This window comes from Micromonospora sp. NPDC057141, assembly GCF_042670805.1.
Classification (GTDB): domain Bacteria; phylum Actinomycetota; class Actinomycetes; order Mycobacteriales; family Micromonosporaceae; genus Micromonospora.
Window position 1 is genome coordinate 35392 of record NZ_JBHUVA010000004.1, and the last position, 15131, is coordinate 50522.

15 protein-coding genes are annotated in these 15131 nt (G+C 72.2%); 8 read left to right on the forward strand and 7 right to left on the reverse strand.

Annotated features, from left to right (window positions below; genetic code table 11):
- Positions 1-386: 386 nt before the first annotated feature.
- Both ACFT41_RS04720 and ACFT41_RS04725 read right to left on the reverse strand, forming a co-directional pair.
- Positions 387-845 carry a hypothetical protein gene (locus tag ACFT41_RS04720; RefSeq protein WP_377582374.1) on the reverse strand — a complete coding sequence of 153 codons (459 nt, stop codon included), beginning with the start codon at positions 843-845 and terminating at the stop codon, positions 387-389.
- Between the two features lie 110 nt (positions 846-955).
- The gene (locus ACFT41_RS04725; protein WP_377582377.1) at positions 956-1168 is read right to left on the reverse strand and encodes an acyl-CoA carboxylase epsilon subunit; all 213 of its coding nucleotides are present in this window, start codon (positions 1166-1168) and stop codon (positions 956-958) included.
- Between the two features lie 93 nt (positions 1169-1261).
- On the opposite strand from ACFT41_RS04725, the gene ACFT41_RS04730 reads away from it, so the two are divergent.
- Both ACFT41_RS04730 and ACFT41_RS04735 read left to right on the forward strand, forming a co-directional pair.
- Positions 1262-3568 (forward strand): protein kinase, encoded by a 2307-nt coding sequence (locus ACFT41_RS04730; protein ID WP_377582380.1) that lies wholly within the window; start codon positions 1262-1264, stop codon positions 3566-3568.
- Positions 3569-3701: 133 nt separating this feature from the next.
- Complete coding sequence (locus ACFT41_RS04735) at positions 3702-3929, forward strand: hypothetical protein (protein WP_377582383.1); 228 nt, start codon at positions 3702-3704, stop codon at positions 3927-3929.
- Positions 3930-4086: 157 nt separating this feature from the next.
- Here ACFT41_RS04735 and ACFT41_RS04740 read toward each other — a convergent pair whose 3' ends face one another.
- Positions 4087-4839 (reverse strand): GH25 family lysozyme, encoded by a 753-nt coding sequence (locus ACFT41_RS04740; RefSeq protein WP_377582386.1) that lies wholly within the window; start codon positions 4837-4839, stop codon positions 4087-4089.
- A 139-nt stretch (positions 4840-4978) separates the two neighbouring features.
- On the opposite strand from ACFT41_RS04740, the gene ACFT41_RS04745 reads away from it, so the two are divergent.
- The 3 genes from ACFT41_RS04745 to ACFT41_RS04755 all read left to right on the forward strand — a co-directional run bounded on the left by ACFT41_RS04745 (position 4979) and on the right by ACFT41_RS04755 (position 7252).
- On the forward strand, positions 4979-5722 hold the full coding sequence (locus tag ACFT41_RS04745) for a M50 family metallopeptidase (protein WP_377582389.1): 744 nt from the start codon (positions 4979-4981) through the stop codon (positions 5720-5722).
- A 101-nt stretch (positions 5723-5823) separates the two neighbouring features.
- On the forward strand, positions 5824-6324 hold the full coding sequence (locus tag ACFT41_RS04750; protein ID WP_377582391.1) for a SigE family RNA polymerase sigma factor: 501 nt from the start codon (positions 5824-5826) through the stop codon (positions 6322-6324).
- Positions 6317-7252 carry a hypothetical protein gene (locus ACFT41_RS04755; RefSeq protein ID WP_377582394.1) on the forward strand — a complete coding sequence of 312 codons (936 nt, stop codon included), beginning with the start codon at positions 6317-6319 and terminating at the stop codon, positions 7250-7252. The genes ACFT41_RS04750 and ACFT41_RS04755 overlap by 8 nt, the downstream gene beginning before the upstream one ends.
- A gap of 126 nt (positions 7253-7378) precedes the next feature.
- Here ACFT41_RS04755 and ACFT41_RS04760 read toward each other — a convergent pair whose 3' ends face one another.
- Entirely contained in the window at positions 7379-8962 is a 1584-nt protein-coding gene (locus ACFT41_RS04760; RefSeq protein WP_377582397.1) for an acyl-CoA carboxylase subunit beta, read from the reverse strand.
- 181 nt (positions 8963-9143) lie between these two features.
- Between ACFT41_RS04760 and ACFT41_RS04765 the strand changes: the two genes are divergently transcribed.
- Both ACFT41_RS04765 and ACFT41_RS04770 read left to right on the forward strand, forming a co-directional pair.
- On the forward strand, positions 9144-10019 hold the full coding sequence (locus ACFT41_RS04765) for a biotin--[acetyl-CoA-carboxylase] ligase (protein ID WP_377582400.1): 876 nt from the start codon (positions 9144-9146) through the stop codon (positions 10017-10019).
- Positions 10020-10152: 133 nt separating this feature from the next.
- Positions 10153-10725 (forward strand): PH domain-containing protein, encoded by a 573-nt coding sequence (locus ACFT41_RS04770; protein ID WP_377582403.1) that lies wholly within the window; start codon positions 10153-10155, stop codon positions 10723-10725.
- Between the two features lie 35 nt (positions 10726-10760).
- Here ACFT41_RS04770 and ACFT41_RS04775 read toward each other — a convergent pair whose 3' ends face one another.
- From ACFT41_RS04775 to ACFT41_RS04785, 3 genes are all read right to left on the reverse strand, one after another.
- Positions 10761-11396, reverse strand: coding sequence for a MaoC/PaaZ C-terminal domain-containing protein (locus ACFT41_RS04775; RefSeq protein WP_377582406.1), 636 nt, complete (start codon positions 11394-11396; stop codon positions 10761-10763).
- Positions 11397-11419: 23 nt separating this feature from the next.
- A complete protein-coding gene (locus ACFT41_RS04780) occupies positions 11420-12160 on the reverse strand; it encodes a GtrA family protein (protein WP_377582409.1) in 741 nt (246 codons plus the stop codon).
- 62 nt (positions 12161-12222) lie between these two features.
- Positions 12223-12783, reverse strand: coding sequence for a GtrA family protein (locus tag ACFT41_RS04785; protein ID WP_377582558.1), 561 nt, complete (start codon positions 12781-12783; stop codon positions 12223-12225).
- Positions 12784-13273: 490 nt separating this feature from the next.
- On the opposite strand from ACFT41_RS04785, the gene ACFT41_RS04790 reads away from it, so the two are divergent.
- Positions 13274-15118, forward strand: a complete 1845-nt coding sequence (locus ACFT41_RS04790) for a phosphoenolpyruvate carboxykinase (GTP) (RefSeq protein ID WP_377582412.1) — start codon at positions 13274-13276, stop codon at positions 15116-15118.
- Positions 15119-15131 lie beyond the last annotated feature (13 nt).

Consider the following 15131-nt stretch of genomic DNA (forward strand, 5'->3'; position numbering starts at 1 on the left):
CTGCTGGAGTTTCTCCACGTACTCGTCGTGCAGCGGCTTGAGTTCGGTGCGGGCGCTGCTGATCGCTCGGGTGGCGGCGGCGAGGGCGTCGTAGTTCGCGGCTGCCGCGTCGTGGGTGCGTTGCACCTTGTCGATCAGGTCGTCCAGCTCGCCGAGGTACGCCCGGGCGGCGGCGTTGGTCGCCGGGGGCCACGCTTCGGCGAGGCCACGCCGGTATTCCTTGAGGCGACCCAGGTGTGCCTGCGCGAGGTCACAGACCTTGCGCCATCCGGCGACCTGCTTCCAGTGCCCGGCGGTGTCGTGGTCCTGGATGCAGGCCCACATGCTCAGCAGGTCCATCAGCCGCCAGTCGGTGAGGCCGGAGGTCCGGCCACTGCCCCGCTCGATCATGGCAGCACCGCCCGCCCCGGCCCGTTCGGGCCGGTCGGATCGGGCAGGGCTGGTGTGGGTCGACCCTGCCCTGCCCCGCCGGGGTTGGCGAGGGCCCGTTCCACGTCGGAGACGCGGGCGGCCGAGAAGGCGTCGGCGTCGGCGTACTGCGTGGCGATCCGGCCGGCCGCGGCGGCCAGGTGGCCGGTGGCTCCACCGACGGACCAGACCATCGTGGCGGTGGCCTGCTGGGTTTCGTTGTGTGCCTTGAGGAACTGCACCAGCTCGATGAAGGCGTCGGCGGGGTTGGGGATCTGCGCCTTCATGTCGTCCGCGATGTACGACAGGTGCGGCGCGTAGTTCCGCTCGACCTCCGCCTGGAGCTTGTCGGCGAACTCGCGCATCTGGCGGATGTCGGCCTCGATGCTGCCGTAGCCGCTCAACCAGGGCGCTGGGCGGTCCTCCTGGGGGATCATCGGCCCTCCCTACCCGTCACAACATCGTCTCCCTGAGTGAGGTTAACGGGTGTCGCCGGCCTCCGGGAGCCCCGACGGCAGCGGGGCACGCCGGAAAGCAGGTCGGAGGGTCAGCGGGGCAGGCCCGAGGCGCGCCAGGCGCCCGGGCGGGCGGCGAGCACCGCGCCCCCGGGCCTGCCGCTGCGCGCCCAGGCCGAGGGTTCGGCCGGCGCGGGGGCGGCGGCGGGGCGGCTTCGGGCGACGATGACGCCGACCAGCACGGCCAGTTCCTCGGCGGTCGGCACGCCCCGGGTCACCCGGACCAGCGGCTCATCGGCAGACATACCCTTCAGCGTACGCGTCGCGAACTTGACCTTCGTCGCACAGTGGCGTGCCGGCGGTGTGCGGAGGGCCACCGCCGGGTACCGTCTCCACCGATGTCGAACGCGCTTCCCCAACTCGTCGCCGACCGGTACCGGCTCATTTCGCCGCTCGGCCAGGGCGGCATGGGTCGGGTGTGGAAGGCGCGCGACGAGGTGCTGCACCGGGACGTGGCGATCAAGGAACTGGTCCCGCCGCCCAGCCTCACCCCGGAGGAGCGCCGCGAGATGCGGGAGCGCTCGTTGCGGGAGGCCCGTGCGATCGCGCGGCTCAATCATGTCAACGTGGTCCGCATCTTCGACGTGCTGCGCACCGACGGCGATCCGTGGATCGTCATGGAGTACGTGGCGTCGAAGTCCCTTCAGGACACTCTCGCCGAGGACGGGCCGGTGACGCCGGCCAAGGCGGTCGAGATCGGGCTGGGGGTGCTCGGCGCGCTGAAGGCGGCGCACAAGGCCGGCGTCATGCACCGGGACGTCAAGCCGGGCAACGTGCTGCTCGGCACGGACGGCCGGGTGGTGCTGACCGACTTCGGCCTGGCGACCATTCCGGGCGACCCGAACGTGACGCGGACCGGCATGGTGCTCGGTTCCCCGGCGTACATCGCCCCGGAGCGGGCGCGGGACGGCACCGCCGGGCCGGAGGCCGACCTCTGGTCGCTGGGCGCGACGCTCTACGCGGCGGTGGAGGGCAAGTCGCCGTACGCCCGGCCGTCGGCGATCGCCACCCTGGCGGCGCTGGCCACCGAGCCGATGCCGCCGCCGAGGAACGCCGGCCCGCTGAAGCCGGTGCTGAACGGGCTGCTCCGCAAGGATCCGGCCGAGCGGATCGACGCCGAGGTGGCCGAGCGGCTGCTGCGTCGGGCCGCCGGGCGTCGCGCCAAGACGATCTCGCTGCTCGACGGCGTACGCCGGCCGGGGCCCAACGGCCCGCGTGAGCCGCGACCGCCGGTGGTGCCCGCACCGCGCCCCGCCGAACAGCGCACGAGCCGTCCGGCCGGGCCGCCCGCACCGCGTACCCCGGAGGGTGGCCTTGTCGCCGGCGGCGCGGCGGTGGCCGGCGCGGCCGGCGACGACGCGACCGCGAAGGTCCCCCCACCGGGAGTGGACGCCGCGCCGACCGCGAAGGTCGACCTGCCGGTGCCGAGCACGGACGCCGCGCCGACCGCGAGGGTCGACCTGCCGGTGCCGAGCACGGACGCCGCGCCGACCGCGAGGGTCGCGGACACCGGCGCGCGGGCGGCCGAACCCACCGCGAAGATCCCCGGTCCGGGTGCCGCGACCGGCACCGATCGGGTCGCGGGGACGCCGGTCGACGGGGGCGACGAGCCACCGGCCGACGGGGCCCCGGTCGACGAGGTTACGGTCGACGGGGCCGACGTTGCTCCGGCCAGGCAGGTGGACGACACCCGAATCGACCCGGGCGGCGTCGTGCCGGTGTCACCACCCGCCCCGCCCGGCGAGCAGGACGATCGGTCCCGCAAGCAGGCCGACCCTTCCGGCGACCAGGCCGACCGGACGCGCGAGAAGTCAGGCTCGACGCGCGGGAAGGCCGGCGCGCCGCGCGAGTGGGCCGACCGGTCCCGCGAGCGGGGCGCACCGACGTCGGTGCTGCCGGCCGCCGCCGGCCCGGCACTCTCGTCGACGGGCCGGGCCACGGTCGTTTCTGGTACGAAGCCCGAGCACCGCCGCCGCAACCTGCTGGTCGGCGCACTCGTCGCGGTGCTGCTGATCGGCCTGCTGGTGGCGGTGCCGCTGCTCGGCCGGGGCGACGACGACCCGGGGCCCGGCGACCCGCAGGCGGGCCTGTCGACGGCGACCGGGTCGGCCGCTGCGTCGCCATCGGCCGGGCCGGCCACCAGCAGCGCCGCGCCGCCCAGCCCGACGCCGTCGGCCAGCCCGTCCGTCGACCCGGACGCCCTGCCGGAGGGCTGGGTCCTGCACAAGGACCCGGCGGGCTTCTCGCTGCCCCTGCCGAAGGGCTGGACGCGGCGCAGCGGCGGCCAGAACACGGTCATCTTCGACGAGCGCGACGGGGTGGGCGAACTGCTGGTGCAGTGGACGAGCACACCGCTGGACGACGCCTACGCCGACTGGAAGTCGAAGGAAAAGGCCCGGAAGAACTACGTCAACGACTACCAGTATCTCAGCATCAAGCGCTGCGACTACTACAAGACGTGCGCGGACTGGGAGTGGCTGGAGACCCGGGACGGCACCCGCATCCACGTCCGTAACCGGGGCTTCGTCACCGCCAAGAACCGGGGGTACGCCTTCCGCTGGGAGGTGGCCAACAAGGACTGGCAGGCGCGGCTGGCCGACTTCGACCGGATCGCCAAGGGCTTCAAGCCGGACCGGGTCGACTGAACGTCCGGCCGGACCTGGCTCGCTTGCCGCGACCCGGCCCGCTGAGCAGGCGATTCCCACCGCCGCGGAAGCGATTCGCATGACCTTGCGCCGAACGGGGTATCTGATCCCGGACGACGCTAGGAGGTGCGACATGGGATACCGACGCAGGGACGCGCGGCCCCGGCTGGCACTGTGGATGCTCGTCGCGCTCGGTGACGTGGTGCTGCTGCTGGTCGGCGCGGACCTTCCGGTGCTGTTCGCGATGTTCGGCGTCGTGGCGGTCACCGTCACCGGGGTGGCCGCTTTGCGCCCGGCGCGGCGGGCCACGATCATCCGGGAGGACGGGATGCCGGCGCGGCGGGCCACGCGGGCCGGCTGAACGGGTGCCGGGCCGTTCCGGCTGAACGGGTGCGGGTTGGGCCTGGTGACGGGTGCCTGGTGACGAGCCGGCGGCAGCCGGACCGGCCGACGACCGTACGGTCGCAGTCGATCCCACTGCCGCCGCCCGCCCCGCGGACTCGCCGGTCAGACGCGGATCAGGTGTTGTTCGCCAGGGCGATGAGCCGGGTGCGGTCGCCGTTCCAGTAGTTGCGGTCGACGTTGCCGCTGATGCCGGAGACGCTGCCGGACGCCGTGTACTGCCAGAAGCTCCAGACCGGCGCGCCGGCCGGCAGGGTGCCGGGGGTGCTCGACCAGCGGGCGAGCCACAGCGGGTGGTTCGCCCACGGCCCGGTCCAGCTGCCGGTGCACTGGTTCCACCAGCTCGTGGTGGTGTAGATGACCGCGTACCGGCCGGTGCGGGACCTGTACGTGTTCAGGAAGTCCTGGATCCAGCTGCGCATCCCGGACGTGCTGAGGCCGTAGCAGGTGCCGCCGCTGTACGGGTTGGCTTCGACGTCCAGCGCGGCCGGCAGGGTGCGGCTGTCCGCCGACCATGCGCCGCCGTTGCTGGCCAGGTAGTTGGCCTGGGTGGCGCCGGAGGAGATGTTCGGCCGGGCGAAGTGGTAGGCCCCCCGGATCACCCCGGCGTTGTACGAGTTGACGTAGTTGGCGTTGAAGTTCGGGTCCTTGTAGCTCGTACCCTCGGTGGCCTTGATGAACGCGAACTGGATGCCCGCGTTGCGGACGCTCGTCCAGTTGATCGACCCCTGGTAGTGGGAGACGTCGACGCCGGGGGTGGTGGCGGCCGCCGCCGGGCCCGTCGTGGCGACGAGGGCGGTGGCCGCTGCCGCTACGGCGGTGATCCCCGCCGCGATCAGTCGGCGCAGCGTGAATCCGGTACGGATCATGGGTTCCTCCAGAGGGACGCCATTCGATTGACATCCATCTTTGGAGCTAGTTGCCCTAGATCACAAGATGTTCTAAGGAAAGTTTCACCCACCATGGGGTGCGCCCCGGGCCCAGCACGGGCCGGTAGGCTCGCGCCCCATGGTGGCGATCGACGGGCTGGGCACGCTCTGGGACAAGCTGTTCTCCGCGCAGCCCGACCCGCCGCCGCTGCTCGTCGTCGTCACCGCCGCGGTGGCGCTGGCGGTGGTCTCCACCCGGCTGCCCTGGCGGATCGCCCGCAACGCCGTCACGATCGCCCACGAGGGTGGACACGCCCTCGCCGCCCTGCTCACCGGCCGCCGGCTGCACGGCATCCGGCTGCACTCGGACACCTCCGGGCTGACCCTCTCCGCCGGCCGCCCCACCGGCCCCGGCATGATCCTCACCCTGCTCGCCGGGTACGTCGCGCCGTCCCTGGTCGGCCTCGCCGGTGCCTGGCTGCTCGGTGGCAACCGGATCACGCTGCTGCTCTGGGTCGCCGTGGTGCTGCTGCTGGCCATGCTGGTCATGGTCCGCAACGTCTTCGGGGCGGTGTCGCTGTTGGCCACCGGCGGGGTGGTTCTCGCCGTCTCCTGGTACGCCTCGCCGGAGGTCCAGGCCGCCTTCGCCTGGACCTCCGTGTGGTTCCTGCTCCTCGGCGGCGTACGGCCCGTGGTCGAGCTCCAGCGGCTGCGTTCCCGGGGCCGGATGCCGGAGTCCGACGCCGACCAGCTGGCCCGGCTCACCCCGTTCCCGCCGCTGTTCTGGGTCGCGCTGTTCGCGCTGGTGAACCTGCTGGCCCTGGCCGTTGGCGCGGCACTGCTGGCCGGCCCGATCCTCACCGACGCCGGCCTGACCGTCTGACGGCCCGCTCGGGGGCCAGGGGGGACCATCCGGCCGGACCGGGCAACCGACCGCCCCGTCCCGCGCGTGTCCCCTGCGAACAGACGCGGGGGAGACAGCGGATGCCGGAAGTCGACGGGTTCGACGAGTTCTACCGGGGCAGCCGACAGCGGCTGCTCGGCTTCGTCTACGCGCTCACCGGCAACCTCGCTGAGGCGCAGGACGCCGTGCAGGAGGCGTACATCCGGGCGTGGCAACGCTGGCCCACGGTGTCCGGCTACGACGACCCCGAGGCCTGGGTACGGGTCGTCGCCTCCCGGATCGCGGTCAGCCGCTGGCGCAGCATGCGCAGCCGCGCCCGGGCGTACCTGCGGCACGGTGCCGACGACAGCACGCCCGCGCCGAGCACCGACACCGTCGCGGTGGTGGCCGCGCTGCGTCGGCTCCCCGAGGAGCAGCGCACCGCCCTCGCCCTGTACTACCTGCTCGGCATGCCCGTCACCGAGGTGGCGCGGGAGACCGCCGCCCCGGTCGGCACCGTGAAGGCCCGACTCTCCCGGGGGCGCACCGCGCTCGCCGGGCTGCTCGCCGTCTCTGACCTTGAGGAGGCCGCCGATGCGTGACGACGTGGAAGACGTGGAAGACGTGGAAGACGTGACGTTCGCCGAACGGATGCGGCGCGATCTGCGGGGCGTGCGCTGGCTCGAACCGGCGGAGATCCGCGACCGGGCCCGCCGCCGCAGCCGGCGTACGGCGATGGCGGCGGCGATGGCCGTGCTGGCCGTGCTCTCGGTCCTCGCCGTGGTGGCCGGCGGCAGGACGGGTGGGCACCACGCGCCACCAGCGTCCTGGGCTGACCGGTGGCTCTCCCCGACCGGGGCGGAGCCGGCCGGGCGGGCCGAGATCCCGCAGGAGGCCCTGCTGGACCGGGCCGACCTGGGCGTGCCGAGCAACGTGCAGCTGGGTGACTCGGGGCTCCAGGAGCCGGTCCGGATCGACCCGCTGCTCCAGTCGTGCGCCGGGGACAGAGGGCTGGAGGTGGAGGTGCCCGTGTCCCGGTACTCCCGGTCGCAGACCCTGTTCCAGAAGGCCGCGCCCGACCAGGGCCAGCCGGGTGACCTGTGGGTCTTCACCCAGGATGTCTACCGCGTCCCCCTGAGGGTCGCCACCCGGCTGTTCCTCGACCTGAACGAGTTGGTGACGGCCTGTGACGGCTGGCGCGAGGTGGCGCCGCTCCAGTGGGCCGGCCAGCCCGTCACGGTCTCGGTGACGCACACCTGGCAGACGGTCGCGCGTGACTTCGCCGGGGACCAGGCCGTCCTGCTCCGGCACACGGGGTCGACGCCGGTGGACACGGTGACGACGAAGCCGCTCGACTGGAAGCTGCCGAGGGAGACGAAGCTGCTGGTCCGGGTCGGTGACCTGGTCACCGTGATCGTGCCGGGCGTCGACGGGCCGGAGGGCGACCGGTGGACGAGCGACGCGGAGTTGCTCGAACTGGGCCGGACGGCCGCCCGGCGGATGTGCCTCGCCGCCAACCCGGCCTGCTGACGGCCGTCGCCTCCCCGACCCGCACGCCGGGCCACCCGGTGCCGGGGCGTTGAGAAGGGGCCCCTGCTATGCAGAATGCGTTGACAGGGGGCCCCTCCTTGCACCGCAGCGCAGCGCGGCGCGCGCCTAGAGCGGGATGTTGCCGTGCTTCTTCGACGGGAGCGTCTCGCGCTTGGTGCGCAGCACCCGCAGCGCCCGGACGATCTGGGTACGCGTCTCGTGCGGCGGGATCACCGAGTCGACGTACCCGCGCTCGGCGGCGATGTACGGGTTGGCCAGCGTGTCCTCGTACTCGGCGATCTTCTCGGCGCGCACGGCGGCCGGGTCGTCGGCGGCGGCCAGCTCCTGCCGGTACAGGATGTTCACCGCGCCCTGCGCGCCCATCACCGCGATCTGCGCGGTCGGCCAGGCGAAGTTCAGGTCCGCGCCGAGGTGCTTGGAGCCCATCACGTCGTACGCCCCGCCGTACGCCTTGCGGGTGATCACCGTGACCTTCGGGACGGTCGCCTCGGCGTACGCGTAGATCAGCTTCGCGCCCCGCCGGATGATGCCGTCCCACTCCTGGCCGGTGCCGGGCAGGAACCCGGGGACGTCCACGAAGGTCAGCACGGGCACGTTGAACGCGTCGCAGGTGCGCACGAACCGGGCCGCCTTCTCCGACGCGGAGATGTCGAGGGTGCCGGCGAAGTGCATCGGCTGGTTGGCCACCACGCCGACCGGGCGGCCCTCGACCCGGCCGAAGCCGACCACCAGGTTCTGCGCGTACAGCGGCTGGACCTCCAGGAACTCCCCGTCGTCGAGGACGTGTTCGATGACCCGGTGCATGTCGTACGGCTGGTTCGCCGAGTCCGGGATCAGGGTGTCCAGCGCCCGGTCCTCCTCGGTGACGTCGAGATCCACGTCGACGGGGAAGACCGGCGGCTCGTCCAGGTTGTTCGACGGCAGGTACGACAGCAGCGCCTTGACGTACTCGACCGCGTCGTCCTCGTCGACGCCAAGGTAGTGGGCGTTGCCGCTGCGCGCGTTGTGGGTCCGGGCCCCGCCCAGCTCCTCCATCCCGACGTCCTCGCCGGTGACCGTCTTGATCACGTCGGGGCCGGTGATGAACATGTGCGAGGTCTGGTCGACCATCACGGTGAAGTCGGTGACCGCCGGCGAGTAGACCGCGCCGCCCGCGCACGGGCCCATGATCAGGGATATCTGCGGGATGACGCCGCTGGCCCGCACGTTGCGGAAGAAGATCTCGCCGTAGAGCCCGAGGGACGCCACGCCCTCCTGGATGCGGGCCCCGCCGGAGTCGTTGATGCCGACGACCGGGCAGCCGATCTTCATCGCCAGGTCCATCACCTTGACGATCTTCTCGCCGAAGACCTCGCCGAGGGAGCCGCCGAAGACCGTGAAGTCCTGCGCGAAGACGCACACCTGCCGGCCGTCGACCGTGCCGTAGCCGGTGATCACCCCGTCGCCGTACGGGCGGGTGCGCGCCAGGCCGAAGTTGGTGGACCGGTGCCGGGCGAACTCGTCCAGCTCGACGAAGGACCCCTCGTCGAGCAGCAGCTCGATCCGCTCCCGCGCCGTCTTCTTGCCCCGGGCGTGCTGCTTGGAGACCGCGCGCGCCGACCCGGCGTGCACCGCCTCCTCGACCCGTCGCTCCAGGTCCGCCAGCTTGCCCGCCGTGCTGTGGATGTTGATCCCGGTCTCGTTGGTCACCCACGGAATATAACGATGGTTCAGGTGGCCGACGGTGTGCAGTACGCCTCAGTAACCTCACCGGAGCGGGACCGCCGCCGGGCGGGGCCGGCACCCGACCAGCGCGGCGGGGCCGGCATCCGCAGCCCCGGGCCGGGCCGGCACCCGACCAGCGCGTCCCGGTGGGCCGTAGGCTGGCGGGATGCCCGGCTCGCCGTACACCGACCTGGATCGCCCGCCCCTGTCGGCGGCCCGGCTGCGCCGCGCGCTGACCGCCCCGCACGGCCCGTGGGCCCGGCTGGAGCTGCGCGCCGAGACCGGATCGACCAACGCGGACGTGGCGGAGGCCGCCCGCTCCGGCGAGCCGGAGGGCCTCGTGGTGGTCGCCGAGCGGCAGACCGCCGGCCGGGGCCGGCGCGGCCGGGTCTGGCAGTCGCCGCCCCGCGCCGGCATCGCGGCCAGCGTGCTGCTGCGGCCCGGCGAGGCCGTCGCGGAGCGCGGCTGGCCGTCGGTCCCCGCCACCGGATACGGCTGGCTGCCGCTGCTCGCTGGCGTCGCGCTCGCCGAGGCGGTGGCCCGGCTCGCCGAGCTGGACGCCGTCCTCAAGTGGCCCAACGACCTGCTGATCGACGACGCCAAGTGCGCGGGCATCCTGGCCGAGGCGGTGCCCGGCCCGGCACCGGACCAGCCGCCGGCGATCGTCCTCGGCATCGGCCTCAACGTCACCCTGCGCGCCGCCGAGCTGCCGGCGAACCCGACCGGCCTGCCGGCCACCTCCCTCCAGCTCGCCGGTGCCGCCGCCACCGACCGGGATCCGCTGCTGCGCGCCCTGCTGCGCTCCCTCGCCGACTGGTACGACCGGTGGCGCTGTGCAGGCGGCGACGCGGTGGCCAGCGGGCTGCGCGAGGCGTACGTGGCGGCCTGCGCGACGGTCGGCCGGCCGGTGCGGGTGCTGCTGCCCGGCGGGCAGGAGGTGACGGGCCTCGCGACCGGCGTGGACGCCGACGGCCGGCTGCTGGTCGACACCCCGGCCGGCCCGCGCACCCTGGCGGCGGGCGACGTCCTGCACCTGCGGTGAAAGGGGCCCCTATTAACGCCTACGGTAGAGAAGGGTCCCCTTCTCACGCCGGGAACCGCCGCACCGGGTGATCCGCGCGGGGCCGTCGACCCGCTACGGTCAGCTCGTCCGGTTTCTGGCGAGGAGGTTCGGCGTGGCGTTTCCCGAAGACGTGCTCACCGAGGACGAGCACGTCGTGTTGCACCTGCACCCGCACTGGAAGGCCGTGGTGCGTCCGGTCCTGGTGCTGGTGCTCGCCGTCGCGGCCGTGGTGGCGGGCTGGATCCTGCTCCCGGACGGCGACGCCGCGACCATCGCGCTGTACGTCCTCGCGGGGCTGGCGGTGTTGCTGGTGCTCTGGCTCGGGCTCTGGCCGTTCCTGGCCTGGCGCAGCACCCACTACCTGTTCACCAACGAGCGGGTGCTGCTCCAGCAGGGCGTCCTCTCCCGGGACCGGCGGGACATCCCGCTCACCCGGATCAACGACCACGCGATGAGTCAGCGTTTCGTCGAGCGGCTGCTCGGCTGCGGCACCCTGACCATCGAGTCGGCCGGCGAGCGGGGGCAGTCGGTGCTCACCGACGTCCCGCACGTCGACAAGGTGCAGACCAAGCTGTACGAGCTGGTCGAGGCGCACCACGACCGGCACTCCCTCGGCGACGGCGAGATGCGCGAGATCCTCGCGGACATGAGCGAGGGCAAGCCGCTGCGCGACCCGTCGGTCTGATCCCGCCGCCGCCCCGAGCGCGAGGCGGGATGCGGTCAGCCGGGACGGAGGGTGAACCAGCCGCGGAAGCGGGTGCGCAGCACCTCCTGTTCCGGCTGACCGTCCGGGCCGAGGCGGAGCATGGTGCCGGTGAGGCTGACGGTGCCGAGCCCGGGGCGGGCGGTGGAGGGGCGGGCGCCCATCACGTCGAGGCGGGCCGCCAGGCGGTCGCCGGCGCGGACCGGGGCCAGCCAGCGCAGCTCCTCCAGGCCGGGGGAGGCGTCCGCCGCGGCCCGGGCCAGCACGTGGTCGACGTACGCGCGCATGAAGAGGCTGACCGTGTAGAAGCCGCTGGCGATCAGCCCGCCGTGGTGGCTCGCGGCGGCGCGCTCGGCGTCGACGTGGTACCACTGCGGGTCGAACCGGCGGGCGAACGCCACCATCTCGGCGCCGTCGACCCGCACCTCGCCGAGGTCGAAGGTGCGCCCGGGCATCAGGTCCTCGAAGAAGAGCTCGGCCGGCGCGCCGGTGCCCGACCGGGCCGGGCCGGGGCTCCCGACCGTCGCAGAGTCGGCTCCGGGCTCGGGCTCGGACCGGGCCGGCTCGGTCGCCGCGATCGATTCGGGAGCTGCAATCGATTCGGGAGCTGCAATCGACTTGGGAACTGCGGTCGACTCGGGAGCTGCGGTCACCGTCGTCACCTCCGTCACCTCACTCACCGCCGGCGTCGGCGGGTGCCGGCGTGCAGTTCCTCGGCGAGTTCGGCCGCCAGCTCGCCGTCGAGCGCGTTGCCGAGCGCCGCGTCGGCCGGGGCGGGCCGGCCCTGTGCGGGCGCCGTGACCCCGTACGCGGTGGCGGGCTCGTCGTGGCGGACCGTCGGCCGCCGCCCGGGGCCCGGCTTCGGCTCGGACTCCTCCAACTCGGTGACGGACTCGGCCAGTTCGGCCACCGGGTCCAGCTCGGCCATCGTGTCCCACTCGTCACGCGGGACGGTGTGCCAGGTGTCGGCCGCGGGCTCGGCGGGGGCGGGCTGGAAGACGAACGTCCGGTACGACCAGAAGCGGAAGAGGGTGGCCAGCAGCACGCCGCCGGTCTTCGCCACGTTGAGGGCGAGCAGGCTGGTCATGCCGAGGCCGTACTTGGCCGCCGCCAGGACGCCGAGCTCGATCAGCAGGCCGGTCGCGTTGAACAGGAAGAAAAGGGCGTATTCGCGACGCAGGGCCGATTTCGGGCGATCCCGGTACGTCCAATGCCGATTCATCAGGTACGACGTGATCGTCGCCACGATGGTGGCGATGACCGTCGCCTTCAGTTGGCCGTCGCGGAACACCGTGAGCGCCAGCGCGTTGAACACCGCGTAATTGATGGCGGTGTTGATGCCGCCGACGACGCCGAATTTGAGCGCCTCGTGGATGAACTTCTGCCAGCGCTCAGGCAGCAGACGGACAAGACGCATGCGCAACACCTTAGGCGAGTGGGCGGACCGGGCCTGGCCGGCCGGACGAGATGGGCGGCGGGTCACGCCGGAGGATCCCGGTCGGTTGCCGCCTCCGTGACCGTCCGGGTTCCCGCTTCCGTGGCCATCGGGGTTCCCGCTTCGACGAAGACGAACCGTCGGTACGACCAGAACCGGAACAGCGTGCCGAACCCGGTGCCCACGACGAAGCTGGCGATGTTGTCGGCGAGTGCGGTCTGGAAGACCTCGGGCCAGATGGCGCCCAGGCCGTACCGGCTGATGGCGAGGCAGGCCACCGCGATGCCCATGCCCACCCCGTTGAAGAGGAAGAACAGCGCGTACTCGCGCGCGGGGTTGGAGCGCTGGCGGTGCCGCCACGTCCAGAACCGGTTGCCGAGGAAGGCCACGCTCGCGGCGATCACCGTGGAGATCGTCTTCGCGGTGACCTGCTCGATGCCGCGCGCGTTGGCGAGGTAGTTGAACAGGGCGATGTCGACGAGGAACGCGACGCTGCCGACGGTGGCGAACTTGCTCAGCTCGCGGACCAGGTGGCCGAAGCGGTCGATCAGGGCACGGACCACGCCGGGTCGGGTCGGCGGGGACCCTGGTTGGTCACCGGTCATCGTCGCGGCCACCCGCTGAGCGTACCGGTTGCCCGCTGCGCGGGCGGGTAGCGACGACGGGGCGGGCGGGTGGCGACGACCGGGCGGGCGGGTGTTGAACGGAGCGTAACCCGTCGGGTGGCAACTCGCGGTTCGTTTCGGGAATGCGCATCCGCGCACAGCTTCGCGCATTCCTCGTCGCTTCGCCGGTTTCACCGGAACCCTCATCCGCACCACCAGTCGCGCCCGGCCCGCCGGTTCCCGCGCGGTCCCTACCTCGGCGAAGGTTGCGGAAGAATTTGCGTGAAACTGCGCGTGAAAGCGGGTATCAGATCGCGATGCCGCAGCGTGACCGCACATTGTGCAGTTCTTCACAACCAGTCCCACTGACTCGCGACGTCGCCCGGTTTACGCTGAGGCCAATCCCGGGTTTCCACGAAGGCGACGCCTCGCGCCGTCACCACTCGTGCATGCCACAGACCGGTCAGCGTCGACCACAAGGAGATGTGTCATGGTTGCTCCGGCCACCGTTCGGGGTATCGATCAGGCCCCGACGTCCCACCCCAAACTGCTCGCCTGGGTCCGTGAGGTAGCGGAACTGACCACTCCCGACCGGGTCGTCTGGGTGGACGGGTCCGACGAGGAGTGGCGTCGCCTCACCGACGAACTCGTCGACAACGGCACCCTGATCCGGCTGAACCCGGAGAAGAGGCCGAACTCGTTCTACTCCCGCACCGACCCCACCGACGTCGCCCGCGTCGAGGAGCGCACGTTCATCTGTTCGGTGGACGAGGCAGACGCCGGCCCCACCAACAACTGGACGGCGCCGGCCGAGATGAAACGGACGATGTCGCAGCTCTACCGCGGTTGCATGCGCGGGCGCATCATGTACGTCATCCCGTTCTGCATGGGCCCCGTCGAGGCCGAGAACCCCATGTTCGGCGTCGAGATCACCGACAGCCCGTACGTGGTGGCCTCGATGCGGATCATGACCCGGATGGGCGCGAAGGTCCTGGCGGCGATGGGCGACGACGCGGAGTTCGTGCGCGCGCTGCACTCGATCGGGGCCCCGCTCGCCCCGGGCCAGCAGGACGTGGCCTGGCCGTGCAACGAGACGAAGTACATCTCGCACTTCCCGGAGACCCGGGAGATCTGGTCCTTCGGCTCCGGCTACGGCGGCAACTCGCTGCTCGGCAAGAAGTGCTACTCGCTGCGCATCGCCAGCGTGATGGGCCGAGACGAGGGCTGGCTCGCCGAGCACATGCTGATCCTCAAGATCACCTCGCCGGAGGGGAAGGTCTACCACGTGGCCGGGGCGTTCCCGTCGGCCTGCGGGAAGACCAACCTGGCGATGCTGGAGCCGACCATCCCCGGCTGGAAGGTCGAGACCATCGGCGACGACATCGCCTGGATGCGCTTCGGCCCGGACGGCCGGCTCTACGCGGTCAACCCGGAGTACGGCCTGTTCGGCGTCGCCCCGGGCACCGACTGGAAGACCAACGCGAACGCGATGCGGACGCTGGAGCGCGGCAACTCCATCTTCACCAACGTCGCCCTCACCGACGACGGCGACATCTGGTGGGAGGGCATGGGCGAGCCGCCGGCGCACCTCATCGACTGGCAGGGCAACGACTGGACGCCGCAGAGCGACAGCCTCTCCTCGCACGCGAACAGCCGGTTCTGCACCCCGATCACGCAGTGCCCGATCCTCTCCGACGACTACTACGACCCCGACGGGGTGCCGATCGACGCGATCCTGTTCGGCGGCCGGCGTCGGGACACGATCCCCCTGGTCACCGAGGCCCGGGACTGGGTGCACGGCGTCTACCTGGGCGCGACCCTGTCCTCGGAGACCACGGCCGCCGCGTCCGGCGCGGTCGGCGTGGTGCGCCGCGACCCGATGGCCATGCTGCCGTTCATCGGCTACCACGCCGGTGACTACTTCCGGCACTGGATCGAGATGGGCAAGGGCACCGACGGCGACGAGGCCAAGCTGCCCAAGATCTACTACGTCAACTGGTTCCGCAAGGACGCCGGGGGCAACTTCCTCTGGCCGGGCTACGGCGAGAACTCCCGCGTCCTCAAGTGGGTCATCGAACGGATCGAGGGTCGCGCCGACGCCGTGGAGACCCCGATCGGCATGGTCCCGGCGCAGGACGCGCTGGACATCGACGGCCTCGACATGACCGCCGAGGACGTGCGGATCGCGCTGAAGGTCGACCCGGACGAGTGGCGGGCGGAGCTTCCGCTGGTCACCGAGTGGTTCGAGAAGTTCGGCGACAAGCTGCCCGGCGTCCTCTGGGCCGAGCTCGACGCACTGCGCGCCCGGCTCGACCAGGAACAGCCACGCCGGTAGGTGTGCCGGTTGC